This window comes from Delftia sp. SD018 (assembly GCF_017355445.1).
Classification (GTDB): Bacteria; Pseudomonadota; Gammaproteobacteria; order Burkholderiales; family Burkholderiaceae_C; genus Comamonas; species Comamonas acidovorans.
This window is the reverse complement of sequence record NZ_JADDRN010000014.1, coordinates 1-24,831: the sequence shown is the minus strand read 5'-3', so window position 1 is coordinate 24,831 and position 24,831 is coordinate 1. Positions and strand designations below refer to the sequence as shown.

The 24,831-nt window shown below is 68.6% G+C and carries 21 protein-coding genes; 16 read left to right on the top strand and 5 right to left on the bottom strand.

Annotated features, from left to right (window positions below; genetic code table 11):
* Nucleotides 1-152: 152 nt before the first annotated feature.
* From xseB to INR38_RS15195, 5 genes are all read left to right on the top strand, one after another.
* Entirely contained in the window at nucleotides 153-389 is a 237-nt protein-coding gene (gene xseB, locus INR38_RS15215) for an exodeoxyribonuclease VII small subunit (protein ID WP_012204163.1), read from the top strand.
* A gap of 8 nt (nucleotides 390-397) precedes the next feature.
* A complete protein-coding gene (locus tag INR38_RS15210; protein ID WP_207442044.1) occupies nucleotides 398-1,348 on the top strand; it encodes a polyprenyl synthetase family protein in 951 nt (316 codons plus the stop codon).
* Between the two features lie 39 nt (nucleotides 1,349-1,387).
* Nucleotides 1,388-3,268 carry a 1-deoxy-D-xylulose-5-phosphate synthase gene (dxs, locus tag INR38_RS15205; RefSeq protein ID WP_034391284.1) on the top strand — a complete coding sequence of 627 codons (1,881 nt, stop codon included), beginning with the start codon at nucleotides 1,388-1,390 and terminating at the stop codon, nucleotides 3,266-3,268.
* Nucleotides 3,269-3,458: 190 nt separating this feature from the next.
* Nucleotides 3,459-4,553, top strand: a complete 1,095-nt coding sequence (dctP, locus tag INR38_RS15200; RefSeq protein WP_013803621.1) for a TRAP transporter substrate-binding protein DctP — start codon at nucleotides 3,459-3,461, stop codon at nucleotides 4,551-4,553.
* 159 nt (nucleotides 4,554-4,712) lie between these two features.
* The gene (locus INR38_RS15195) at nucleotides 4,713-5,792 is read left to right on the top strand and encodes a TRAP transporter substrate-binding protein (protein ID WP_013803620.1); all 1,080 of its coding nucleotides are present in this window, start codon (nucleotides 4,713-4,715) and stop codon (nucleotides 5,790-5,792) included.
* 83 nt (nucleotides 5,793-5,875) lie between these two features.
* Here the strand turns inward: INR38_RS15195 and INR38_RS15190 are convergent, their stop codons facing one another.
* From INR38_RS15190 to INR38_RS15175, 4 genes are all read right to left on the bottom strand, one after another.
* Nucleotides 5,876-6,337, bottom strand: coding sequence for a hypothetical protein (locus INR38_RS15190; RefSeq protein WP_013803619.1), 462 nt, complete (start codon nucleotides 6,335-6,337; stop codon nucleotides 5,876-5,878).
* Nucleotides 6,334-7,896, bottom strand: a complete 1,563-nt coding sequence (locus tag INR38_RS15185) for a TRAP transporter large permease subunit (protein ID WP_013803618.1) — start codon at nucleotides 7,894-7,896, stop codon at nucleotides 6,334-6,336. The genes INR38_RS15190 and INR38_RS15185 overlap by 4 nt, the downstream gene beginning before the upstream one ends.
* Before the next feature lie 42 nt (nucleotides 7,897-7,938).
* Entirely contained in the window at nucleotides 7,939-8,478 is a 540-nt protein-coding gene (locus INR38_RS15180; protein WP_013803617.1) for a TRAP transporter small permease subunit, read from the bottom strand.
* Nucleotides 8,479-8,800: 322 nt separating this feature from the next.
* Nucleotides 8,801-9,967 carry a helix-turn-helix domain-containing protein gene (locus tag INR38_RS15175; protein WP_207442046.1) on the bottom strand — a complete coding sequence of 389 codons (1,167 nt, stop codon included), beginning with the start codon at nucleotides 9,965-9,967 and terminating at the stop codon, nucleotides 8,801-8,803.
* A 278-nt stretch (nucleotides 9,968-10,245) separates the two neighbouring features.
* Between INR38_RS15175 and INR38_RS15170 the strand changes: the two genes are divergently transcribed.
* The 9 genes from INR38_RS15170 (at nucleotide 10,246) to INR38_RS15130 (ending at nucleotide 19,457) form a co-directional block, all read left to right on the top strand.
* Entirely contained in the window at nucleotides 10,246-10,722 is a 477-nt protein-coding gene (locus tag INR38_RS15170) for a (2Fe-2S)-binding protein (RefSeq protein WP_013803615.1), read from the top strand.
* Nucleotides 10,723-10,751: 29 nt separating this feature from the next.
* Nucleotides 10,752-13,142: a xanthine dehydrogenase family protein molybdopterin-binding subunit gene (locus tag INR38_RS15165; protein WP_063326873.1), complete on the top strand. Its 2,391-nt coding sequence runs from the start codon at nucleotides 10,752-10,754 to the stop codon at nucleotides 13,140-13,142.
* A gap of 10 nt (nucleotides 13,143-13,152) precedes the next feature.
* A complete protein-coding gene (locus tag INR38_RS15160; RefSeq protein WP_207442047.1) occupies nucleotides 13,153-13,944 on the top strand; it encodes a xanthine dehydrogenase family protein subunit M in 792 nt (263 codons plus the stop codon).
* Nucleotides 13,945-13,952: 8 nt separating this feature from the next.
* Complete coding sequence (locus tag INR38_RS15155) at nucleotides 13,953-14,891, top strand: MoxR family ATPase (RefSeq protein WP_192366939.1); 939 nt, start codon at nucleotides 13,953-13,955, stop codon at nucleotides 14,889-14,891.
* A complete protein-coding gene (locus tag INR38_RS15150) occupies nucleotides 14,888-16,153 on the top strand; it encodes a VWA domain-containing protein (protein WP_207442048.1) in 1,266 nt (421 codons plus the stop codon). Before INR38_RS15155 ends, INR38_RS15150 begins: the two co-directional genes overlap by 4 nt.
* Before the next feature lie 38 nt (nucleotides 16,154-16,191).
* Nucleotides 16,192-16,923 carry a carbon monoxide dehydrogenase subunit G gene (locus tag INR38_RS15145; protein ID WP_043824113.1) on the top strand — a complete coding sequence of 244 codons (732 nt, stop codon included), beginning with the start codon at nucleotides 16,192-16,194 and terminating at the stop codon, nucleotides 16,921-16,923.
* 256 nt (nucleotides 16,924-17,179) lie between these two features.
* The gene (locus tag INR38_RS15140; protein ID WP_207442050.1) at nucleotides 17,180-18,250 is read left to right on the top strand and encodes an XdhC family protein; all 1,071 of its coding nucleotides are present in this window, start codon (nucleotides 17,180-17,182) and stop codon (nucleotides 18,248-18,250) included.
* Between the two features lie 170 nt (nucleotides 18,251-18,420).
* On the top strand, nucleotides 18,421-19,113 hold the full coding sequence (locus INR38_RS15135; RefSeq protein ID WP_133072818.1) for an AzlC family ABC transporter permease: 693 nt from the start codon (nucleotides 18,421-18,423) through the stop codon (nucleotides 19,111-19,113).
* A gap of 5 nt (nucleotides 19,114-19,118) precedes the next feature.
* The gene (locus INR38_RS15130) at nucleotides 19,119-19,457 is read left to right on the top strand and encodes an AzlD domain-containing protein (protein ID WP_207442052.1); all 339 of its coding nucleotides are present in this window, start codon (nucleotides 19,119-19,121) and stop codon (nucleotides 19,455-19,457) included.
* A 2-nt stretch (nucleotides 19,458-19,459) separates the two neighbouring features.
* Here INR38_RS15130 and INR38_RS15125 read toward each other — a convergent pair whose 3' ends face one another.
* Complete coding sequence (locus INR38_RS15125; RefSeq protein WP_013803605.1) at nucleotides 19,460-19,849, bottom strand: nuclear transport factor 2 family protein; 390 nt, start codon at nucleotides 19,847-19,849, stop codon at nucleotides 19,460-19,462.
* A gap of 421 nt (nucleotides 19,850-20,270) precedes the next feature.
* Between INR38_RS15125 and INR38_RS15120 the strand changes: the two genes are divergently transcribed.
* Together INR38_RS15120 and INR38_RS15115 are read left to right on the top strand one after the other, a co-directional pair.
* Complete coding sequence (locus tag INR38_RS15120) at nucleotides 20,271-21,860, top strand: efflux RND transporter periplasmic adaptor subunit (RefSeq protein WP_207475975.1); 1,590 nt, start codon at nucleotides 20,271-20,273, stop codon at nucleotides 21,858-21,860.
* Nucleotides 21,861-21,906: 46 nt separating this feature from the next.
* A partial coding sequence (locus INR38_RS15115; protein ID WP_207475974.1) for an efflux RND transporter permease subunit occupies nucleotides 21,907-24,831 on the top strand: 2,925 nt, incomplete at its 3' end.

Here is a 24,831-nt window from a genome sequence, read left to right as displayed (position 1 = left end):
GGGATTATAGCCCGTGGGGTTATTTCCGGATGCCCGGTACGTGTATTGCGCGCGCCGGATGCCGCCTGTCAAGGGCTGTCCGGTTATTGGCGGCACGGTCATGGAGGGGCGCCTAGAATCGTCGGTTCCCCACAACGCACCGCCATCGCACCATGCCCAAGGCTGCTCCCAAGGCTCTTGCCGAGCCCACCAGTTACGAATCCGCGCTGCAGGAGCTGGAGCAGCTCATCGCGCAGATCGAGTCGGGCCAGCTGCCTTTGGAGCAGATGCTGACAGGCTACCAGCGCGCGGCGCAGCTGCTCGGCTATTGCCGCGGCCAGCTCGACGCGGTGCAGGAACAGGTCAAGGTGCTTGACGAGGGGACGCTGGCCCCGTGGAGCCAGGATTGAAGATTGCCATGAGTGCCGTGATGACTTGCGCTTCCGATGTTTCCCAGCCGGCCAGCCCCGGCGCGCTGGATTTCCCCTGCTGGATGACCGATCGCCTGGCGCGCACCGAAAGCGCGCTGTCGCAATGGGTGGGCGTGGATGCGCCTGCGGGCCTGGGCGAGGCCATGCGCTACGCCGTGCTCGATGGCGGCAAGCGCCTGCGCCCGCTGCTGGTCTGGGCCGCCGCGGAGGCCGTCGATGGCCTGCAGCCCGCGGCCGTGCGTGCCGGCTGCGCGGTGGAGCTGATCCATGCCTATTCGCTGGTGCACGACGACATGCCCTGCATGGACAACGACGTGCTGCGCCGTGGCAAGCCCACGGTGCATGTGCAGTTCGGCGAAGCCTCGGCCCTGCTGGCTGGCGATGCGCTGCAGGCGCTGGCCTTCGAGCTGCTCGTTCCCGAGCCCGATCAGGCCGGCAGCATGCCTGACGCCCTGCAGGCGCGGCTGTGCCGGCTGCTGGGCCGTGCCGCAGGCGCGCAGGGCATGGCCGGTGGCCAGGCCATCGACCTGGCCAGCGTGGGCCTGCAACTGAGCGAGGCCCAGCTGCGCGAGATGCACCGCCTCAAGACCGGCGCCCTGCTGCATGCCAGCGTGCTCATGGGAGCGGCCTGCAAGGAGGGCGTGGATGCCCAGGCCTGGCAGGCGCTGTCCGACTACGGGCAGGCGCTGGGCGTGGCCTTCCAGGTGGTGGATGACATCCTCGACGTGGTGGCCGACTCGGCCACCCTGGGCAAGACGGCCGGCAAGGACGCGGCCAACGACAAGCCGACCTACGTCTCGCTGCTGGGCCTGGACCAGGCCCGCGCCCATGCCGACGAGCTGTGCGCCCTGGCGCACGCGGCGCTGGCGCGCAGCGGCCTGCCTGATACCCGCGCGTTGGCGGCGCTTGCCGACATGGTGGTGAGCCGCACCCACTGACAATACGGACCGCGGCCTTGCCGCTCCAAGATACCTAGCATGACCACGAACACCTACTCCCTGCTGCAGACCATCGACGATCCCGCGGATCTGAGGCGTCTGTCGCGTGCCGAACTCAAGACCCTGGCCCAGCAACTGCGTGCCTATGTGCTCGACAGCGTCTCCAAGACCGGCGGGCATCTGAGTTCCAACCTGGGCACGGTGGAGCTGACGGTGGCGCTGCATGCGGTGTTCGATACGCCCTACGACCGCGTGGTCTGGGACGTGGGCCACCAGACCTATCCGCACAAGATCCTCACGGGCCGGCGCGAGCGCATGGCCTCGCTGCGCCAGTTCGGCGGCCTGTCGGGCTTTCCGCAGCGCGCCGAGAGCCCGTACGACACCTTCGGCACGGCGCACTCCTCCACCAGCATCTCGGCCGCCCTGGGCATGGCCCTGGCTGCCAAGCAAAAGGGTGAGGACCGCCGCGCCATCGCCGTCATCGGCGACGGCGCCATGACGGCTGGCATGGCCTTCGAGGCGCTGAACAACGCCGGCGTGACCGATGCCAACCTGCTGGTCATCCTCAACGACAACGACATGAGCATCAGCCCGCCCGTGGGCGCGCTCAACCGCTACCTGGCCCAGCTCATGAGCGGGCAGTTCTACGCCAAGGCACGCGACATGGGCAAGAGCGTGCTCAAGCAGGTGCCGCCGCTGCTGGAGCTGGCCAAGCGGCTGGAGCAGCAGGCCAAGGGCATGGTCGTGCCGGCCACGCTGTTCGAGAACTTCGGCTTCAACTACATCGGCCCCATCGACGGGCATGACCTCGATTCGCTGATCCCCACGCTGGAGAACATCAAGAGCCTCAAGGGCCCGCAGTTCCTGCACGTGGTCACCAAGAAAGGCCAGGGCTACAAGCTGGCCGAGGCCGATCCCGTGGCCTACCACGGCCCCGGCAAGTTCGATCCCAGCGTGGGCCTGGTCAAGCCGGCCACGCCCCCGAAGCAGACCTTCACCCAGGTCTTCGGCCATTGGCTGTGCGACATGGCGGACAAGGACCAGCGCCTGGTGGGCATCACCCCCGCCATGCGCGAGGGCTCGGGCATGGTGGAGTTCCACAAGCGCTTTCCGGGCCGCTACTACGACGTGGGCATTGCCGAGCAGCATGCGGTCACTTTCGCGGCCGGCATGGCCTGCGAGGGCCTCAAGCCCGTGGTCGCCATCTATTCGACCTTCCTGCAGCGCGGCTACGACCAGTTGATCCATGACGTGGCGCTGCAAAAGCTGCCCGTGGTCTTTGCGCTGGACCGCGCGGGCCTGGTCGGCGCCGATGGCGCCACGCACGCAGGTGCGTATGACATCGCCTTCGTGCGCTGCATTCCGCACATGAGCATGGCCTGCCCGGCCGACGAGCGCGAATGCCGCCAGCTGCTCACCACCGCCTACGAGCAGGACCATCCCGTGGCCGTGCGCTACCCGCGTGGGGCGGGCGTGGGTGTGGCCCCACTGGAGAGCCTGGAGGGCCTGCCCTTCGGCAAGGGCGAGGTGCGCCGCGAGTCTGCCAAGAAGCAGGTCGCCATCCTGGCCTTCGGCACCCTGCTGTACCCGGCCCTGGCCGCGGCCGAGGCGCTGGACGCCACCGTGGTCAACATGCGCTGGGCCAAGCCGCTGGACGAGGAACTGCTGCGCCAGGTGGCCTCCACGCACGAGCTCATCGTCACCGTGGAAGAGGGCTGCATCATGGGCGGCGCAGGCAGCGCCGTGGCCGAGTCGCTGCAGGCCGCCGGCATCACGCGCCAGCTGCTGCAGCTGGGCCTGCCCGACGAGTTCATCGAGCACGGCGATCCCGCCAAGCTGCTGGCCCTGCAGGGCCTGGATGCGGCGGGCATCGAGGCCTCGGTCCGCGCCCATCTGGCACCCGAGCGCGCGGTAGCCTGAGCAGGGCTGGCGCCCCGCAAGCTTTCCGTCAGATGCGCCGCAGGCCGCGCCAGCTGGCGCCGGGCGGCCTGCGGGAGCCTCTTCAGGCGCGCTGCGGGACCGTTGGCAGGGCTGGCGCCTGCTACAGTAGCGAACGCACGTGCAGACGTGCGTTTTTTTTGCTGAAAAAGGCCATCAGGGAGAGCCATCCATGGACCGTCGCTCACTCATCAAACATGCAGGCATGGCCGGCGTGCTGGCAGCGGCGGCCGCACCCGCAGTCCACGCGCAGGATGCGGCGGCAGGCACGGTGCGCTGGCGGCTGGCTGCGAGCTTTCCCAAGTCGCTGGACACCATCCTGGGCTCGGCCGAGACCTTTGCGCGCACGCTCAAGGCCTTGTCTGCCGGGCGGTTCGAGGTCAGCGTGCACCCGGCCGGCGAGCTGATGCCGGCCTTCGGCGTCGTCGATGGCATACAGAACGGCACCGTGGAGATGGCGCTGACGGCACCCTACTACTTCACCGACAAGGACTACATCTTCGCGCTGGGCTGCGCCATTCCCTTCGGCCTGACCGCGCGCCAGATGGACGCCTGGATGGAGCACGGCGGCGGCCGCAAGCTCATGGACGACTTCTATGCCCAGTACGGCATCAAGAGCCTGAGCGCGGGCAACACCGGCACGCAGATGGGCGGCTGGTTCCGCAAGGAGATCAAGACCCTGTCCGATCTCAAGGGCCTGCGCATGCGCCTAGGCGGCGGCCTGTTTGGCGACACCATGCACAAGCTGGGCGTGGTCGCCCACAACATTCCCGTGGGCGACACCTACCAGGCACTGGAGAAGGGCACACTGGACGCGGCCGAATTCGTCGGCCCCTACGATGACCAGAAGCTGGGCTTCAGCAAGGTCGCCCCCTACTACTACTACCCGGGCTGGTGGGAGGGTGGCGCCGAGCTGTCCTTCTTCATCAGCACCAAGGCCTATGCGTCGCTGCTGCCCGAGTTCCGCGCCATGGTCGATGCCGCTGCCGCCGTGGCCGCGCGCGAGATGACCTCGCGCTATGTGGCGCTGAATCCTGGGGCCCTCAAGAAGCTGCTGGGCGACAAGGTCCAGCTGCGCGCCTTTCCCAAGGATTTCATGGATGCGGGCTTCAAGGCCTCCATGGAAGTGCTGGCCGAGAACGACGCCAAGTCACCCCAGTTCAAGAAGATCCACCACAGCCTGCGCAGCTTCCAGCGCGACCAGCTGCTGTGGGACCGTTTTTCCGAATTCCGCTACAGCAGCTACATGAGCGTGGTGCGGCTGTGAGCGCGAGAGTTGCGGGCGTTTCGTAGGTAGAAGTTCCTAGAAGGCACAGCCCATTTGGGGGCGGTGCCTGCCCTCTCCTCATGTACATTTTCAGGCGGTCATACAAGCTGACACAGATTGGCAGCCCGCCCAGAAATTCCGTTCATCAAGGAGAGTGAAGTGGATCGTCGTTCCATCCTCAAAAACGCCGGTATCGCCGGCATCCTGGCTGCTGGTGCAGCCCCCGCCGTGCATGCGCAAGCGGCGATCCGCTGGCGCCTGGCATCGAGCTTCCCCAAGTCCCTGGACACCATCTACGGCACGGCGGAAGTCTTCTCCAAGAAGGTCAGCGAAGCCACCAGCGGCAAGTTCCAGATCTCGGTGCACGCAGGCGGCGAACTGATGCCGGCCTTCGGCGTGGTGGACGGCGTGCAGAGCGCGGCCGTGGAAATGGCCCACACCGCTCCCTACTACTTCTACGGCAAGGACCCTACCTTCTGCCTGGGCTGCGCTGTTCCCTTCGGCCTGAACGCCCGCCAGATGAACGCATGGATGTACGAGGGCAACGGCCTCAAGCTCATGCGCGAGTTCTACGCCAAGTACAACATCATCAACCTGCCCGGCGGCAACACGGGCGCGCAGATGGGCGGCTGGTTCCGCAAGGAAATCAAGTCGGTCGCCGACCTCAAGGGCCTGAAGTTCCGCACCAACCCGTTTGCGGGCAAGGTGCTGGAGCCCTTCGGTGTGATCCCCCAGTCCATCCCCGGCGCCGACCTCTATCCCGCGCTGGAAAAGGGCACGATCGACGCGCTGGAATGGGTGGGTCCCTATGACGACCAGAAGCTGGGCTTCAACAAGGTCGCGCCCTTCTACTACTACCCCGGCTGGTGGGAAGGCGGTCCGCAGCTGGACTTCTACATCAACACCAAGGCCTGGGAAGGCCTGCCGGCCGAATACAAGGCCGTGGTGGAGGCTGCCGCCTCGCACGCCCACGTGACCATGCTGGCCAAGTACGACGCCAAGAACCCCGTTGCCATCAAGCAGCTGGTGGGCTCGGGCACCAAGCTGCGCCCGTTCACGCAGGACGTGATGACGGCCGCCTTCAAGTCGGCCCAGCAGATCTATGCCGACCTGAACAACACCAATCCCGAGTGGAAGAAGGTCTACACCGACTACGCCAAGTTCCTGGCCGACCAGAACGCCTGGTTCCGCTTCACCGAAGGCACCTTCGACCGCTTCATGCAGCAACAGAAGCTGTGAGCGCAGGCAGGCCGCAAGGCCTGCTGCGCGACAAAAAAGCCCCGCTGGCGCAATACCAGCGGGGCTTTTTCTTTGGCGCGGCTTCAGGTTTGTGCCGCTGCGGGCTGCATGCCTTGCTGCACTACGGCTTCGCCGAAGGCGACCAGCAGGCGCGGGTCGGCCGAATGCATCCAGGCGATGGAGCCGTTGCGCCTTCGCACCAGCATGCGCGGCGCCACCAAGCCCTGCAGCCAGGGCCAGTGCACGATCTTGAAGGTGGCCACCTCGCGCGCCTGCACGCGCTTGTCCCAGAGCCAGGTCTGGGTCAGCTCGCCGTCCTGGTATCGGGTGCGGCTGAAGACCATCCACCAGCCCACCCAGGCGATGAGCACGGCGGCCAGCGCATAGGTGCTCAGGCTGGCGAACGACCATTGCGCATCGCTCAATGCGGGCGCCGACCAGGCAGCGAAGGCCGCCAGTGCAAGCACGATGGCCACGGCCATCACGCGCACCAGCGGAGGGTAGGCGGCGCTTTCCAGCGCCGCAGTGGACGGCTCCTGCGTCATTGCGCGGGCGCTGCCGGTTCAGCCGGAGCCGGTGCAGCATCGGGCGCTGCGGGCGTGTCAGCGGGTGGCGTATCGGCGGGCGGTGTATCTGCGGACGCGCCGAACGGATTGTCCAGGTCGATGCTGCCGCCCTGCGGCTGCATGTCGGCCGGCATCTCCAGCTGGACCTTGTCCAGGTCCACGACCACCTCCTTGTCGAGGAAGACGGTCACGGTCTGCGGGAAGAAGATCACGATGGCCACCAGGATCAGCTGCATCACCACCCAGGGAATGGAGCCCATGTAGATGTCGCTGGACTTGACGGGCCGGTCAATGCGCTTTTCCTTGAACAGCGTGTCCGAGATGCCGCGCAGGTAGAACAGCGCAAAGCCGAAGGGCGGGTGCATGAACGAGGTCTGCATGTTCACGCACAGCAGCACGCCGAACCAGACCAGATCGATCCCCAGCTTGTGCGCCACCGGGCCCAGCAGGGGCAAGATGATGAAGGCGATCTCGAAGAAGTCCAGGAAGAACGCCAGGAAGAAGATGAAGATGTTCACCACGATCAGGAAGCCGATCTGGCCGCCCGGCAGGTCGGTGAGCATGTGCTCGATCCAGATGGCGCCGTCCACGCCCTGGAACACCAGCGAGAACACGCGCGAGCCGATCAGGATGAAGACCACCATGGCCGTCAGGCGCATGGTGCCGTCCATGGCCTCCTTGAGCAGCTGCCAGTTCAGGCGCTTGTGGATGGCCGCCAGGATCAACGAGCCCACAGCGCCCATGGCGCCGGCTTCGGTGGGCGTGGCGATGGCATGGTCCATGAAGGGCAGGCCGCCCATGGAGCCCAGCACCGCAAAGATCAGGATGGCCGAGGGAATGATGCCGCGCAGGCACTTGCCCCACAGCGCCCAGCCGTGCAGCGTGCGTGCCGTGCGGGGCAGGCCGGGCACGTACTCGGGGCGGATGCGGCCCAGGATGAAGGTGTAGATGGCGAAGATCAGCACCTGCAGGATGGCCGGGCCCCAGGCGCCCTTGTACATGTCACCCACCGAGCGGCCGAGCTGGTCGGCCATGACGATCAGCACCAGCGAGGGCGGCACCAGCTGCGTGATGGTGCCCGAGGCCGCCAGCACGCCCGTTGCGTAGCGCATGTTGTAGCCATAGCGCATCATCACCGGCAGCGAGATCATGGCCATGGCGATCACCTGGCCGGCCACGGTGCCCGTGATGGCGCCCAGGATGAAGCCCACGATGATGACCGAGTAGCCCAGGCCGCCGCGCACGGGGCCGAACAGCTGGCCCATGGAGTCGAGCATGTCCTCGGCCAGGCCGCATTTCTCCAGCACCGCGCCCATCAGTGTGAAGAAGGGGATGGCCAGCAGCAGGTCATTGGAGAGGATGCCGAACATGTTGATCGGCAGGGTGGACATGAAGTTGGCGGGGAACCAACCCATTTCGATGGCGAAGAAGCCGCTGAACAGGCCCAGCGCCGCGAGCGAAAACGCGACGGGGAAGCCGATCAGCATGATCACGATCAGCCCCGTGAACATGATCGGGGCAAAGTTTTCCATGTGCATTCTGGTGTCGTCCTGGAGAAGTCGGTGGGAGCGGGGCCGGGGTTACTGAACCGGCTTCTCGTAGTGCGTCGTCATCGCGTAGCTGCCGTTGAGATAGGCAACACGCTTGATGATCTCGGCCACGCCCTGCAGGAACATGGCGCCAAAGCCCAGGGGTAGCAGCAGGCCGGCGGGCCAGCGGATCAGTCCGCCGATGTTTCCGGACATCTCCTTGGTCACGAACATGTTCCAGAAGAAGGGCCAGGTCAGCCAGGTGAGCAGGCCCATCACCGGCAGCAGGAAGAAGATCAGGCCGAACAGGTCCACGAAGACCGGCCCCTTGCCGCGCAGCTTGCCGTAGATGATGTCCACGCGCACATGCTCGTTGAGCTTGAGCACCAGCGGCGCGCCCAGCATCACCGTGGTGCCGAACAGGTACCACTGGATCTCCAGCCAGGCGTTGGAGCTCATGTCCAGTCCGTAGCGCGTGACCGCATTGCCTGCGGAGATCAGTGCGGCAGCGAGCACGGCCCAGCCCGCGACCTTGCTGAGTTTGGTGGATACCCAGTCCATGCCCATGGCGAATTTGAGGAGTCCTGACACGCTTGCTCTCCTTGTATGAACAAAAAAATAGGCCCGCTGGGGCCGATGGCTAGATGGAGAGGCTTGCGCCCGCGGGAGCGGTGGAACGTGCCGGGCGTGCCGGTGCCTGGCTTGCGCCGTGGGACTGGGGTGTTGTGCATAGAGCCTGCATGGTGTCTCCAAAGGATAGGCTGTGGGGTCCTTCAAGCGGCGGCCTGTAGGCCTGTGCGCTGCGCTCTTGTCGGCGCCTGGACCGGAAAGCCTGGATTTTACGAAGACCCGCCAGGGTTCGCGGCCGTATCCACCCCCTAAGAAATCGGTAGGAACCCCAGTACACCGGCCTTCAGGGCGGTGAAACCGGCTTGCGCGCCCCCAGTTTGCGGTACAGCGTGGCCCGGCTGATGCCCAGCGCGCGGGCGGCCCGGGTCACATTGCCCTGGGCGTCCTGCAGGGCCTGCTCGATCAGCACGCCCTCGCTGGCGCGCAGCGGGCTGGGCTGGGCGGCGGTGGCCAGCGCTGCCGTGCCCAGCGCAGGCAGCAGCTGGCGCAACTGGGGGCCGGGCTGCACCAGGGCCTGCAGCCGCAGGCCCGACCACAGCGGCAGGCGCAGCGGCTCGTTGGGGCGCTGGCGCGCATGGTCCACCAGCGCCGTCCAGGGCATGGCCAGCAGTTCGCTGCAGTGCAGCGGCTGGCCCGGCAGCGACAGCGGCTGGGGCACGAGCTGGCGCGCCAGGGTATTGCTGCCCGCCACATGCCCTTCGGCGTCCACGGCCAGCAGGCCTTCGCCCTCCTGGCCCAGCGGCCCGCCGGGCCAGTTCAGGTGCAGCAGCAGGGCATGGGGCAGGGCGCGCAGCAGCCGGTCCTCGATGGCGCGGGCGCAGCGCAGCGCCAGGTGCATGAGTTCGGGCCGCTCCGGCACGTCCACGCCCGTGATGTCCAGCATGCCCAGGCAGCGGCCGTCCGGGCCGGACAGCGGCGCACCCGCGCAGCTGTAGTGGCGGTTGGCCTCGAAGAAATGCTCTGCCCGGTGCAGCCAGACGGGGCTGTGCTCGGCCAGGGCCGCGCCAATGGCCGTGGTGCCCACGCCCTGCTCGGACAGGTCCACGCCCACGCGGGCGATGGCCTGCACGCGGATGTCGCTGCGCTCCAGCGGCCCCTGCACCTCCAGCACCGTGCCACGTGCATCGGTCAGCAGGCTGAAGTAGTGCATGGCGCCCACGGCGCCCACCAGCTGGGCCATCACGGGGCGCGCGGCCTGCAGCAGCACCTCCTGGCCATCACGGGTCTGGCGCAGCGCATGCGGCCCCAATGCTTCGTAGACCACGCGCTCGTCCGGGCGGCGGCCTGCCGCCAGGCATCGCTGCCAGGAGCGCCACAGCCAGGGTGCGATGCCGGGCGGTGAACCGGCCAGCGCCTGATCGCCGAAAACCAGGCTGCGGGCCCGGGCGACCTGCTGGTGGCGCGGATCGGCGGGGCAGGGCTGCGCGGCGTCGGGGCTCAGGGCGAACATGGGGCGGGAACTCCTGTGGCTGGCTGGCAAGGGATTGCGAACGGGCTGGCAGGCGGGCACGGTCGAAGCTGGGGCGCAGGCGCAGGCGCAGGCGCAAGCGGTGCGGGCTGCGGCTACGGTGACGACTGTGTCATTTTGAGAATATCCGCGCCGCCCGGCCCGGGCTTGCGGGTCAACCCTAGAACGGGCGCCTGCGGGCAGGGCGACCATGGCAGGCGAGGTTCCCGGCGTTCCCCCACGTTCCAGATCACCGCCGATCACAGGCAGGAGACAGCACGATGAATGTCCAGCTCACCGTCAACGGGCGCGCGCAGCGCATCGACGTTCCGCCCAACACCTTGCTCGTGCATGCGCTGCGCGAGCACCTGCGCCTGACCGGCACGCATGTGGGCTGCGACACCAGCCAGTGCGGGGCCTGCACCGTCATCGTCGACGGCCACGCCGTCAAGTCCTGCGCCATGCTGGCCGTGCAGGCCGAGGGCTGCGAGGTGCGCACCATCGAAGGGCTGGCGGATATCGACGGCGGCCTGCACCCCATGCAGGCGGCCTTCAAGGAGTGCCACGGCCTGCAATGCGGCTTTTGCACGCCGGGCATGGTCATGAGCGCCGTGGACCTGTGCCAGCGCCAGCCGTGCGCGGGCGATCGCGAGATCCGCGAGGCGCTGGAGGGCAACCTGTGCCGCTGCACGGGCTACCAGAACATCGTGGCCGCCGTGAAAAAGGGCAGCCAAGCCATGGCAGGGCCTGCGGCCTGAGCGCCGCAGGTCACCACAAGGAGACAGCCATGGGTGCATCCGACTTTTCCAAGCTCCCCCACATCGGCGAGCCCGTCAAGCGCAAGGAGGACTACCGCTTCCTCACGGGCGCGGGCCAGTACACCGACGACATCGCGCTGGCCGCCCAGGCCCATGCGGTGTTCGTGCGCTCGCCGCACGCGCATGCGCGTGTGCGCTCCGTTTCCACCGATGCGGCCAAGGCCGCGCCCGGCGTCATCGGCGTGCTCACGGGCGCCGATGTGGCGGCCGACAAGATCAACGGCCTGCCCTGCGGCTGGCTGATCACCAGCACCAACGGCGAGCCCATGAAGGAGCCGCCGCACCCCATCCTGGCGCTGGACACCGTGCGCTACGTGGGCGACCAGGTCGCCATGGTCGTGGCCGAGACGCTGGAGCAGGCACGCGACGCGGCCGAGCTGGTGGAGGTGGACTACGACCCGCTGCCCGCCGTGGTGCTGGTGGCCGACGCCGCGGCCGGCAGCGTGCCCGGCGCGGTGGTGCACGACATCGCCCCCGACAACCACTGCTACAAATGGGCCATCGGCGACAAGGCCGCCGTGGATGCCGTGTTTGCGGGCGCTGCCCACATCGCCCAACTGGACCTGGTCAACAACCGGCTGATTCCCAACGCCATGGAGCCGCGCGCGGCCATCGGCAGCTACAGCCGCGCCAATGACGAGTACACGCTGTACGTGGCCAACCAGAACCCGCACGTCGAGCGGCTGCTGATGACGGCCTTCGTCATGGGCCTGCCCGAGCACAAGGTGCGCGTGATCGCGCCCGACGTGGGCGGCGGCTTCGGCTCCAAGATCTTCCTGTATGCCGAGGATGTCTGCCTGACCTGGGGTGCGCGAAAGCTCAACCGCAACATCAAGTGGACAGCCGACCGCAGCGAGTCCTTCCTCACCGATGCCCATGGCCGCGACCACGTCAGCCATGCCGAGATGGCCATGGACGCCAGCGGCAAGTTCCTGGCCATGCGCGTGCACACGGATGCCAACCTGGGCGCCTACCTGAGCACCTTCGCCAGCGCCGTGCCCACCATCCTCTATGCCACCTTGCTGGCCGGCCAGTACGCCACGCCCCAGGTCTATGTGGAAGTCGATGCCTGGTTCACCCACACCGCCCCCGTCGATGCCTACCGGGGCGCGGGCCGGCCCGAGGCCACCTACCTGCTGGAGCGCCTGGTCAGCCGCTGCGCCTGGCAGCTGAACCTGACCCAGGCCGAGATCCGGCGGCGCAACTTCGTCACCAGCTTCCCCTACCAGACGCCTGTGGCCCTGCAGTACGACGTGGGCGACTATGGCGCCTGCATGGACAAGGCCGAGGCCCTGGCCGACGTGGCCGGCTTTGCCGCGCGCCGGGCCGACAGCGAGGCGCGGGGCCTCAGGCGCGGCCTGGGCTACAGCAGCTACATCGAGGCCTGCGGCCTGGCGCCCAGCAACATCGCGGGCGCCCTGGGCGCGCGGGCCGGCCTGTTCGAATGCGGCGAGGTGCGCGTGCACCCCACGGGCAGCGTCACCGTGTTCACGGGCTCGCACAGCCACGGCCAGGGGCACGAGACCACCTTTGCCCAGGTGGTGGCCGCGCGCCTGGGGATACCCGTGGAAAACGTGGACATCGTCCACGGCGACACGGGCCGTGTGCCCTTCGGCATGGGCACCTATGGCTCGCGCTCCATCAGCGTGGGCGGCGCGGCCATCATGAAGGCGCTGGACAAGATCGAGGCCAAGGCCAAGAAGATCGCGGCCCACCTGATGGAGGCCAGCGACGCCGACATCGACTTCGCGGGCGGCGAGTTCACGGTGCGCGGCACGGACAAGAAAATCCCCTTTGCCCAGATCGCGCTCACCGCCTATGTGCCGCACAACTACCCGCTGGACAAGCTGGAGCCCGGCCTCAACGAAACCGCCTTCTACGACCCCACCAACTTCACCTTCCCAGCAGGCACCTACATCTGCGAGGTCGAGGTGGACCCGGCCACGGGTGTGGTGCGCGTGGACCGCTTCAGCGCCGTGGACGACTTCGGCACCATCATCAATCCCATGATCGTCGAGGGCCAGGTGCACGGCGGCGTGGCCCAGGGCATAGGCCAGGCGCTGCTGGAAAACTGCGTCTACGACCGCGAGACCGGCCAACTGCTCACCGGCAGCTTCATGGACTACGCCATGCCGCGCGCCGACGATTTCCCCGAGTTCAAGCTCGGCACCGTCTGCACGCCCTGCACGCACAACCCGCTGGGCACCAAGGGCTGCGGCGAGGCGGGGGCCATCGGCTCGCCGCCCGCCGTCATCAATGCCGTGCTCGACGCACTGCACCCCCTGGGTGTCAGGGACCTGGACATGCCGGCCAGCCCGCACCGTGTCTGGTCGGCCATCGACGCCGCAGCCACCTCCTGAGGAGAGCGCCATGTACGCATTCACCTATGAAGCCCCGGGCACCACGGCCGACGCCGCCGCGCTGGCCGCGCAGGGAGGCCAGTACCTGGCCGGCGGCCAGAGCCTGCTGCCATCGATGCGCCTGCGCCTGGCGCGGCCCGAACAGATCGTGGACCTGAACCGCGTCCAGGGCCTGGCCGGCATCGCCGTCAACGGCCAGACCGTGGAAATCCGCGCCATGACGCGCCATGCCGACGTGGCCGCCAACCCGCAGGTCCAGGCCGCCATCCCGGCCCTGGCCGAGCTGGCCGGCGGCATCGGCGACCGCCAGGTGCGTGCGCGCGGCACCATCGGCGGCTCGCTGGCCAACAACGACCCCGCTGCCTGCTACCCCAGCGCCGTGCTGGGCCTGGGCGCCACCGTCGTCACCGACCGGCGCGAGATCGCGGCCGACGACTTCTTCCAGGGCATGTACACCACGGCGCTGGGCAGCGGCGAGCTGATCACGGCCGTGCGCTTTCCCGTGCCGAAGAAGGCCGCGTACCTCAAGTTCAAGCAGCCCGCCTCGCGCTTCGCCCTGGTGGGCGTCTTCGTCGCCCAGACCGACAGCGGCGTGCGCGTGGCCATCACGGGCGCCGGGCTCAGCGTGTTCCGCCATGCGGGGCTGGAGGCCGCGCTCAACCAGAGCTTCACGCCCGACGCAGCCGCCCAGGTGTTGATCGACCATGCCGACCTCAACAGCGACCTGCATGCCAGCGCGCGCTACCGGGCGCAGTTGATCAGCGTGCAGACGCAGCGTGCGGTATCGCAGTTGCTCGGGTGACACGGCGGATGCCTTCCGAGCAAGCCATTGCCTCCATAGACGCCCTGGTCGCCGCGCTGCAGGCCGAAGGCTATTTCGCCGACCGGCGCCTGGCCACGGCCGTCTTCCTGGCCCTGCGGCTGCAGCGGCCGCTGCTGCTGGAGGGCGAGCCCGGCGTGGGCAAGACCGCGCTGGCCCAGGCGCTGGCACGCGTGCTGGCGCGCCGCCTGATCCGGCTGCAGTGCTATGACGGCATGGAGCAGCGCGAGGCGCTGTATGAATGGAACTACGCGGCCCAGCTGCTGCACCTGCGTGCGGCCGAGCTGGCCTCGACGCAGCCCGCGGCCGCACCGCAGCAGGACCGACTGCAGCGCGCCGAGCAGGAGGTCTACCAGGAGCGCTACCTGGTGAGCCGCCCGCTGCTGCAGGCCCTGCAGCAGCCCGAGCCCGGCGCCGTGCTGCTGATCGACGAGATCGACCGTGCCGACGAGCCCTTCGAGGCCTTCCTGCTCGAGTACCTGGGCGAGTACCAGGTCAGCATTCCCGAGCTGGGCACGGTGGCGGCGCGCGTGCCGCCCGTGACCGTGCTCACCAGCAACCGCACGCGCGACCTGCACGACGCCGTCAAGCGCCGCTGCCTCTACCACTGGCTGGACTATCCCGGGCGCGAGCGCGAGCTGGCCATCGTGCGCGCCCTGGTGCCCGGGGCCGGGCAGGCCCTGACCGCCCAGGTGGCGAGCTTCGTGGGACGGCTGCGCAGCCAGCCCTTTGCCGACGCCTTCCAGCGGGTGCCCGGCATTGCCGAAAGCGTGGAATGGGCCAAGGCACTGGTGGCGCTGGACACCCTGGTGGTCGATCCCGAAGTCGTGCACGACACGGCCGGCATCCTCTTCAAGCAGCGCGAGGACGTGGCCGCGCTCACGCCCGAGCGGCTGCAGCAACTGCTGGCGCCGGAGCCCGCGCCGTGACGGCTGGTGCAGCCGGTGCCGCCGGTGCCGCCGGTGCCGCCGATCGGGGCGAGCGCACCAGCTGGCTGGGCGATGCGCGCAGCGGCAAGCTGGCAGGCAACCTGGTCGGCTTTGCGCGTGCGCTGCGCCGCGCGGGCGTGCCTGTGGATGGCGGGCGCATGGCGCTGGCCCAGCAGGCCCTGTCCCTGGTCGGCCTGGCGCGCGAGGACATGGCCGCAGCGCTGGAGGCCGTATTTGTGAGCAACGCCCAGGACCGCGCCGTGTTCCGCGAACTGTTCGACGCCTACTTCCGCAATCCCGATGTGGCCCGGCAACTGCTGGCCCAGTTGCTGCCACAGGCGCCCCTGCCGTCCGCGCCGCGCCACCGCCCGCGCGTGCAGGAAGCCCTGTCGCCCCGCCAGGCAGGCGAGGGCAGGGCCGCCGTCGACGAAGAGCTGAAGCTGGACGCCGCCATGACGGCCAGCGAGCGCCACCGCCTGCGCCATGCCGACTTCAACCAGCTCAGCGCCAGCGAATACCTGCTGGTGCAGCGCCTGGCCCGGGACATTGCCCTTCCCTTGCCCCGCTACCGCAGCCGCCGCACGCGCACCGGCCAGCGCGGCGCGGTGCCCGACTGGGCTGCCAGCCTGCGCGCGGCATCGCACCATGGCGGCGAAATGCTGCAGCTGCTGCGGCGCGAACGGCGGCGCCTGCCGCTGCCCTGGCTGGCCCTGGTCGATGTCTCGGGCTCCATGGAGCGCTATGCGCGGCTGTTGCTGGCCTTCCTGCACGCGGCCACCAGCACGCAGCGCCATGCGGGCCTGCGCCGCCAGGTCTTCAGCTTCGGCACCGAGCTGCGCGACCTGGGCCCGGCCTTTGCCCAGGCCGATACCGACGCCATGCTCGAGCGCGCCAACGCCGCCATTGCCGACTTTGGCGGCGGCACGCGCCTGGGCAGCAGCCTGGGCGAACTGCGCCGCCTGCATGCGCGCCACCGGGTTTCAGGCCTGGTGGGCCGGCGCACCCTGGTGCTCATCATCAGCGACGGCCTGGACACCGGCGATGCCGCCGAGCTGGACCGCGAACTGGCCTGGCTGCGCCGCCACAGCGCGCGGCTGCTGTGGCTCAACCCGCTGCTGCGCTTTGACGGGTATGCCCCACTGGCCCAGGGGGCAGCCGTGCTGCATCGTCATGCCCATGCCATGCTTGCGGTACACAACCTGGAATCGTTGCAGCAGCTGGCCGGTCACCTGGCGCGGCTGCTGGCGGCGCCAGGCCGCTGAGCCGCTTGCGGCCACCCCCATCGCAGAAAGGAATTGCCATGGAAATGCAAGCCAGCCGTTCCCTTGCCGTCAGCCAGCAGCAGGCCTGGGAGGCGCTCAACGATCCTGAAACGCTCAAGGCCTGCCTGGCCGGCTGTGACCGCTTCGAACCCCTGGGCGATGACCAGTACGCCGTGGGCATGGCGGTCAAGGTGGGGCCGGTATCGGCCAAGTTCAGCGGCAAGGTCACGCTGTCCGACATCACGCCGCCCGAGCGCTACCGCATCGCCTTTGAAGGCCAGGGCGGCGTGGCCGGCTTCGGCAAGGGCGAGGCCGACGTCACCCTCACCCCCGAGCCCGACGACGCCGCAGGCCAGCCGCGCTGCCTGCTCAGCTACAGCGTGCAGGCCCAGGTCGGCGGCAAGATCGCCCAGCTGGGCCAGCGGCTGATCGACGGCGCCGCCCGCAACATGGCCGACGACTTCTTCGCGCGATTCGACACGCTGATGCAGCAGCGCCACCCGCGCGCGCCCGCAGCGCCTGCCGATGCAGGCGACACCGCCGACCTGTCCCACCTGCCTGCCGGCCTGGCCGATGAAACCGGCCACATCGAGCCCACCGTGGACGCCCAGGCCTGGGAGCACGACGCCGCAGCCGGCGTGGCCACGCCGCTGGATGCCGCACCGGCCACCGAGGCCGAGGAACGCTCGCGCCGCGCCATCCCGCTGTGGTGCTGGGGGCTGGCCATCGTCGTCGTCCTCGGGGCTGGCTGGCTGCTTTCGCGGTACTAGGGCGCTCCCCCTGAGCGGCTGCGCCGCTTCCCCCTCTCTCTCGCTTCGCGGGAGGGGGACGACGCCCTCGCCGCGAGGCGGCTCTTGCTCGGCGTCTCTGGCCTCAGATTTGTTGTGGCTTCTATGCTTCGCCCTGCGCTACCAAGCCCTTTTTACATGCTGCTGCACCCTTCTTGATGCAGAGAGACAATAGCCGCCGAAAAACGCCAGGCGCCCAGCTGCACAGGCAAGCCAGGTGCCGGCGTGGAGATTTGCAATGGAAAACCTGGATGTTCATGTTCTGCGCCACCTCGCGCAATGGCGCGCTCAGGGCGAGCGCGCGCTGCTGGCCACGGTGGTGCGTACCTGGGGCTCGTCGCCCCGGCCCATCGGCTCCATCATGGCGCTGGGGGCCTCGGGCGCCGTGGTCGGCTCCGTGTCCGGCGGCTGCATCGAGGACGACCTGATCGCCCGCTACAGCCATGCCTCGGACGCCGACGCCCTGCGCGACGGCGCGCCCCGGCTGCTGCGCTACGGCGTCAGCGCCGACGAGGCCCACCGCTTCGGCCTGCCCTGCGGCGGCACGCTGGAGCTGCTGCTCGAATTCAATCCCGACGCTGCTGCGCTGCAGCAACTCGTCCAATGGCTGGACGAAGGCCGCATGGTGCGGCGCACCGTGGACAAGGCAACCGGCCAGGTCGTCCAGCAGGTCAGCGACGCGCCCGAGCCGCTGGTGCATGACGGGCAGCAGGTCGCCAACAGCTTCGGGCCCGAGTACCGCATGCTGCTCATCGGCGCAGGCCAGCTGTCCGAATACCTGGCCACCATGGCGCTGTTCAACGGCTTTGCGGTCACCGTCTGCGACCCGCGCGAGGAATACAGCCGCCACTGGAGCGTGGCCGGCGTGCAGCTGTCGCGCGAGATGCCCGACGACCTCGTGCGCACCATGCGCGCCGATGCGCGCACCTGCATCATCGGCCTCACGCACGACCCCAAGCTCGACGACCTGGCCCTCATGGAAGCCCTGGAATCCCCGGCCTTCTACGTCGGCGCCATCGGCTCGCGCCGCAACACCGCGCTGCGCCTGCAGCGCCTGAGCGAGCACTTCGGCCTGGGCGACGCGCAACTGGCGCGCCTGCGTGGCCCCATCGGCCTGTACATAGGCAGCAAGACGCCTCCCGAAATCGCCGTCAGCATCATGGCCGAGGTCCTGGCCGCCAAGAACGGCGTGGCCCTGCCGCGCGGCATGACCGTGGAAGAAGGCAAGCTCGCCGCAGCCCAGCCCCCGCAGCCGCTGGAGGATGACGGGTCCGAGGGCATCACGCCCTTGGTGTGCGGGGTGGGGTAGACGGGGCGCCGCAGGCGGGTGGAATGGGGCTGCAGTGACGGGAGTTGAGACGCTATATTGATCGATCTTCTTTCATAGAGGGAGGCGATCATGTGTTTGGCTGGGAATGAGGCCGGCTTGCCCGGCACGATTGTCGGCAATCCTGTAGCGAAATGGTTCGGAGGCGCGGCGTGAGCGGCGCTCGTCCGCTGGCTGCCGGCCTGACCGCCAGCCTCTCCGTGGCAACAGGCTATCTGCCGATTGCTTTTTCCTTTGGCGTGGCGGCCGTTCAGGCGGGTCTTGCTCCATCCATTGCGGTGCTGGCTTCCGTGCTGGTCTATGCCGGAGCCAGCCAGTTCCTGCTGATTTCGTTGCTGGCTTCGGGAGCCGGGCTGTGGACCGCTTTGCCCACGGTGCTGTTGATGAATGCGCGGCATGTGCTGTATGGCCCGGCCCTGCAGGTGGTGCTGGGGCCGCGGCAGCGCCTGGCCACGCCCTGGTTGGCCTTTGGCCTGACCGACGAAGTGTTTGCCACCGCCATGAGCAAGATGCAGGGCGTGCCAGAGGCCGAGCGCGAGCACTGGTTTCTGGGCTTGCAACTTGGCGCCTACGCGGCCTGGGTGGGCGGCACGGTGATGGGGGTGACGCTGGTGGGCGAGGTGGATCGGTGGCCGGCAGCCGTCCGCGAGGGGCTGGCCTTCGTTCTGCCGGCGTTGTTCTTTGCGCTGCTGCTGGAGGCGGGGGTGCTGCGCTGGTGGCGTGCGGTGCTCACGGCCGCCGTGGTCGCTGCGGTGCTGGTTTGCTTCATTCCGGGCTACCACGCCCTGGCGCTGGCGATCCTGTGCGGTGCGCTGGCGCATGCGGCCACGGCCGATAGGGGCTGATCACCATGTCGTACACATTCTGGATCTTGCTGTTGTGCGGTGCCGGCACCTTTGGCCTGCGCTGGTTGCCGTTGTGGCAGGCACGCCGCAGAGGGCACTCTGCACGGGCGTCCCGGAAGGTGCAGAGGTGGCTGGCGGGTGTCGGGCCCGCCGCCATCGCTGCCCTGTTCGTGGTGTCAACCTGGGGGCTGTTGGCCAGCGATGTCCGCTGGGGGCGGGTGGCCGTGATCGCCCTGGCGCTGCTGGCCATCTGCCTCGCACGCCTGGTGCGGGGAGGCATTGCCATGCCGACCTTGGCTGGTGCGCTGACCTACGGCCTGTTGGCCCATGTCAAGCCCTGGTGATGTCAGTGCGGCTGGGCATGGAAGGCCTTGTTGGCAATCTTCCAGCCGGCCTCGGTCTTGAGCAGCACGAAGTAGTCGATGAAGGTGATGGCACCGTGCACCAGGGTGATCTTGGCGCTGGCCGCCGTGCCGCCGATGTCGATGGCGTCGATGCTGCGGCGGCGCGTGGCCTCGTCGGCGGCGGGCTGGCCCTTGAAGCGGGCGCAATAGGTGTCGATGTCCCAGGAGGTCAGCGGGCCTTCTCGCACGCTTTCGATGCGGGCGGTGGGCATGAAGGCGGCGCGCATGTGGGCGCTGTTGTCCTCGGCATGGCCGCGCATGTACAGCTCCAGCGGCACGCGCACGGCGGCTTCTTCGGGGTGGTCGGTCAGGCGTGGGTTGGCAGTCGTCATGGTGTTCTCCTGGGACGGATGGATGGCGGCCTGCGCTTGCAGGCCGGCGGCCGCGCATCGTAGCCACAAGCGCGGGGGGCAGTCCAACCGGGGGCGAGGCGCGGCCCGCGCCGGGGTGCGGTGCAATGCCTTGTTTTCAATGGACTTTCGGGCTGATGCGCCCCGCATTGGCCGTGCCTGGGTCAACAGTGTTTTGAGCGCCGTGCCCTGTCTGAGACCCTGCCGACGGGTGCCCGACCTGTTCCGAAAACGACCATGTCAGAGCGGGTAAAGCCGGGGTAAAGCGGGGGTAATGCCTGCGTAAAACGGCGATCTGCCTCGTTTTGGAGAGCATGGGACTGGCTACCATAGCCGCATCCGCCGCCGTTCCCTGTTCTGGGGCCGGACCCACGGTTTCCTCCCACGACTTCCCGCAGTGACCATGAAACGCCTGTCAAGCAGCCCCTTTGTTGCAGATGCCCACGGCGTACGCCAGCGCGGCCGGGTACGGCCCGCCCTGATGTGGGGCGTGGTGGCACTGGCCCTGGTGGCGGGGGGTGGGCTGTGGTGGTGGAACAAGCGGGCGCCAGCGCAGGGCGAGCAGGCCTCGGCCGGTGCGCCCGGCCCGGGTGGCGGGCGTGCGGGAGGCGGGCGGCGCGGCCCCGGCGGGCCGGGTGGGCCTGGCGGCCCCGGCGCCATGGGTGCCCAGGCGCAGCCGGTGTCCGTGGGCGTGGTGGAGCGGCGTGATATGCGCGTGCTGATCAGCGCCATCGGCACCATGAACCCGCGCGCCACGGCCGTGGTGCGCGCCAAGGTGTCGGGCGAGTTGCTGCGCCTGCATTTCAAGGAAGGCGACGAGGTCAAGGCCGGCCAGCTACTGGCCGAGATCGATCCGCGCAGCTTCCAGGCCAGCTTCAACCAGATCCAGGGCACGCTGCAGCGCGACCAGGCGCTGCTCAAGAACGCCCAGCTGGACCTGCAGCGCTACAAGGAGCTGCAGGCCCAGGATTCCATTGCCGGCCAGCAGGTCGATACCCAGGCTGCGCTGGTGCGCCAGTACCAGGGCACGGTGGCCGCCGACCAGGCCCAGGCCGATGCGGCCAAGCTGCAACTGAGCTACACGCGCATCACGGCGCCCATTGCGGGCCGGCTGGGCCTGCGCCAGGCCGACCGGGGCAATGTGGTCAACCCTTCGGATGCCAACGGCATCGTCACCATCACCCAGGTCAAGCCCATCGACGCGGTGTTCTCCGTGCCCGAGGCCCATGTGGGCACTCTGGCGCGGCGCCTGGCCGAGGGGCGCGAGCTGCCCGTGGAGCTGTGGGACCGTGACCTGAAGCAGCAACTGGGGCGCGGCAGCCTCAATGCGGTGGACAACAGCATCGACATCGCCACCGGCACCATCAAGGCCAAGGCCGCTTTCGACAATGCCGAGAGCCGGCTGTTCGCCAACCAGTTCGTCAACGTCAAGCTGGAAGTGGACCGGCTGGAGCAGGCGCTGACCGTGCCGACCACGGCCGTGCAGAACAACTACGTCTATCTGGTCCAGGAGGATGGCACGGTGACGCAGCGGCGCATTGCCGTGGGCGTGACCGATGGCGACCGGGTGAGCGTCAAGGGCGAACTCAAGCCTGGCGAGCAGGTGGTGGTGGACGGCATTGACCGCCTGCGCGAAGGCGCCAAGGTCACGGTGATCGAGCCCGACAAGGTGCAGAAGGTGGACCAGGCCGTGCAGGATGCCTCCGGCCAGCCGCGCGGCATGCGCAACCTGCCGCCCGATGTGCGCGCCAAGCTGGCGACCATGAACCCCGACGAGCGCAAGGCCTACCTGCAGAAGCTGCGTGCCGAGCGCGGTGGGCAGCGCAATGGGGGTAACGGCGGCAACGTGACCGCGCCGGCGGCCGAAGGCTCCGCGCCCGCAGGCCGGTCGCCGGCACCGTCGCCCGGATCGCCCCAGCCTTCGCCCGGCCCGGCACCTGCCGCGCCCTCTGCGCCTGCTGCTCCGGCGGCTCCCGCTCCGGCCGGGCGCTGAGCAGCGCCCCGGCACCTGAAGACTGCAAGCCCTTCCAGGCGGCCCCATGAATCTTTCCCGCATCTTCATCCTGCGACCCGTCGCCACCTCGCTGCTGATGGTGGCGGTGCTGATCGCCGGCCTGCTGGCCTACCGGCTGTTGCCGATTTCGGCCCTGCCCGAGGTGGACTACCCCACCATCCAGGTCACCACGCTGTACCCCGGTGCCAGCCCCGACGTGATGACCTCCAACGTCACCGCGCCGCTGGAGCGCCAGCTCGGCCAGATGCCGGGGCTGTCGCAGATGTCGTCCACCAGCTCGGGCGGCGCCTCGGTGATCACGCTGCGCTTTGCGCTGGACATGGCCATGGACGTGGCCGAGCAGCAGGTGCAGGCCGCCATCAACGCGGGCTCCAACCTGCTGCCCAGCGACCTGCCCATGCCCCCGCTGTACAGCAAGGTCAACCCGGCGGATGCGCCCATCCTCACGCTGGCCATCACCTCGCCCTCGCTGCCGGTGATCCGCGTCAATGACCTGGTGGAAAACCGCCTGGCGCCCAAGCTCTCGCAGGTCAACGGCGTGGGCCTGGTGGCGATTGCCGGTGGGCGCCGGCCTGCCGTGCGCATCCAGGCCAACCCGACGGCGCTGGCCGGCCTGGGCATGACGCTGGACGATGTGCGCACCGCCATCGCCGCGGCCAACGTCAAGCAGGCCAAGGGCGGCTTCGACGGCCCGGCGCGCGCCTCCACCATCGATGCCAACGACCAGCTGCAGTCGGCGGCCGAGTACCGCAACCTCATCATCGCCTTCAAGAACGGCCTGCCCGTGCGCCTGTCCGACATCGCCCAGACCGTGGACGATGCAGAGAACACGCGCCTGGCCGCCTGGGCCGGCACGCCCGAGGGCGGTTCGCGCGCAGGCGTGATCCTCAACATCCGGCGCCAGCCCGGCGCCAACGTGATCGAGACGGTGGACCGCATCAAGGCGCTGCTGCCCCAGCTCAAGGAGACGCTGCCGGCCTCGCTGGACGTGCAGGTGCTGACCGACCGCACGGTGACCATCCGCGCCTCGGTCAACGACATGCAGCTGGAGCTGATGCTGGCCATCGCCCTAGTGGTGGCGGTGATCTTCGTCTTCCTGCGCAGCGCCTCGGCCACGCTGATCCCGAGCTTTGCCGTGCCGCTGTCGCTGATCGGCACCTTCGGCGTGATGTACCTGGCTGGCTTTTCGATCAACAACCTCACGCTGATGGCGCTGACGATCTCCACCGGCTTCGTGGTGGACGATGCCATCGTGATGATCGAGAACATCGCGCGCTTCGTGGAAAAGGGCGAGCCGCCCATGCAGGCCGCGCTCAAGGGCGCCAAGCAGATCGGCTTCACCATCATCTCGCTGACGATTTCGCTGATCGCCGTGCTGATCCCGCTGCTGTTCATGGGCGACGTGGTGGGGCGGCTGTTCCACGAGTTCGCCATCACCATGGCGGTGGCCATCCTGATCTCGGCCGTGGTCTCGCTGACGCTCACGCCCATGCTGTGCGCACGGCTGCTGCGCCACCAGCCCGAAGGGGCCGAGGAAGAGCGGCATGGCCGCCTGTACCACGCCACGGGCCGTTTCTTCGACCGCACCATTGCCGGCTACGGCCGCATCCTCACCTGGGTGCTGGACCGCCGGGGCCTGACCTGGATCGTCTTCCTGGCCACGCTGGCCGTGACCGTGCTGCTGTACTTTGCCGTGCCCAAGGGCTTCTTCCCCGACCAGGACACGGGCACCATCCAGGCCACGACCGAGGCCGACCAGTCCATCTCCTTTGCCGCCATGGCCGAGCGCCAGCAGGCCCTGGCCGAGCTGCTGCTCAAGGACCCGGCCGTGCAGAGCATCTCGTCCTTCATCGGCGTCGATGGCAGCAACACCACGCTGAACACGGGCCGGCTGCTGATCGACCTCAAGCCCCATGGCCAGCGCGATGGCGTGCCCGCCGTGCTGCGCCGCCTGTCCGACGATGCTCTGCAGATCCCGGGCATACGCCTGTACGCCCAGCCCGTGCAGGACCTGACCATCGAGGACCGCGTGGCGCGCACCCAGTACCAGCTGCTGATGTCCTCGCCCGACATGGCGCAGCTGACCACCAGCACCCAGGCCCTGGTCGAGCGCATGCACGACCTGCCCGAGCTGGTGGACGTGGGCAGCGACCTGCAGAACCAGGGCCTGCAGGCCTTCGTGCAGATCGACCGGGCCCAAGCCAGCCGGCTGGGCGTGACGGTCGCGGCCATCGACACGGCGCTGTACAACGCCTTCGGCCAGCGGCTGATCTCCACCATCTTCACGCAGTCCAACCAGTACCGCGTGGTGCTGGAAGTGGCGCCGCAGTTCAAGATCGGGCCCGAGTCGCTGCAGGCCATCTATGTGGCCTCCAGCGCGGGCGCGCCCGTGCCGCTGTCCTCGGTGGCCACGGTCAGCGAGCGGCCCATGGCCCTGGCCGTGAACCATGTGGGCCAGCTGCCCGCCGCCACCATCTCGTTCAACACCGCGCCCGGCGTGTCGCTGGGCCATGCGGTCAAGGCCGTGCAGGACCTGATGGCACAGCTGCGCACCGAGGGCCATATGCCGCTGTCGGTGGACGCCGCCTTCCAGGGCGCGGCCCTGGCCTTCCAGGCCTCGCTGTCCAACACGCTGCTGCTGGTGCTGGCGGCCGTGATCACCATGTACATCGTGCTGGGCGTGCTCTATGAGAGCACCATCCACCCGGTGACCATCCTGTCCACGCTGCCCTCGGCCGGCGTGGGCGCGCTGCTGGCCCTGCTGCTGGCGGGGCTGGACCTGGACATCATCGCCATCATCGGCATCGTGCTGCTGATCGGCATCGTCAAGAAGAACGCGATCATGATGATCGACTTCGCGCTGGAGGCGCAGCGCGAGGAGGGACACACGCCGCGCGAGGCCATCTACCAGGCCTGCCTGCTGCGGTTCCGGCCTATCCTGATGACGACT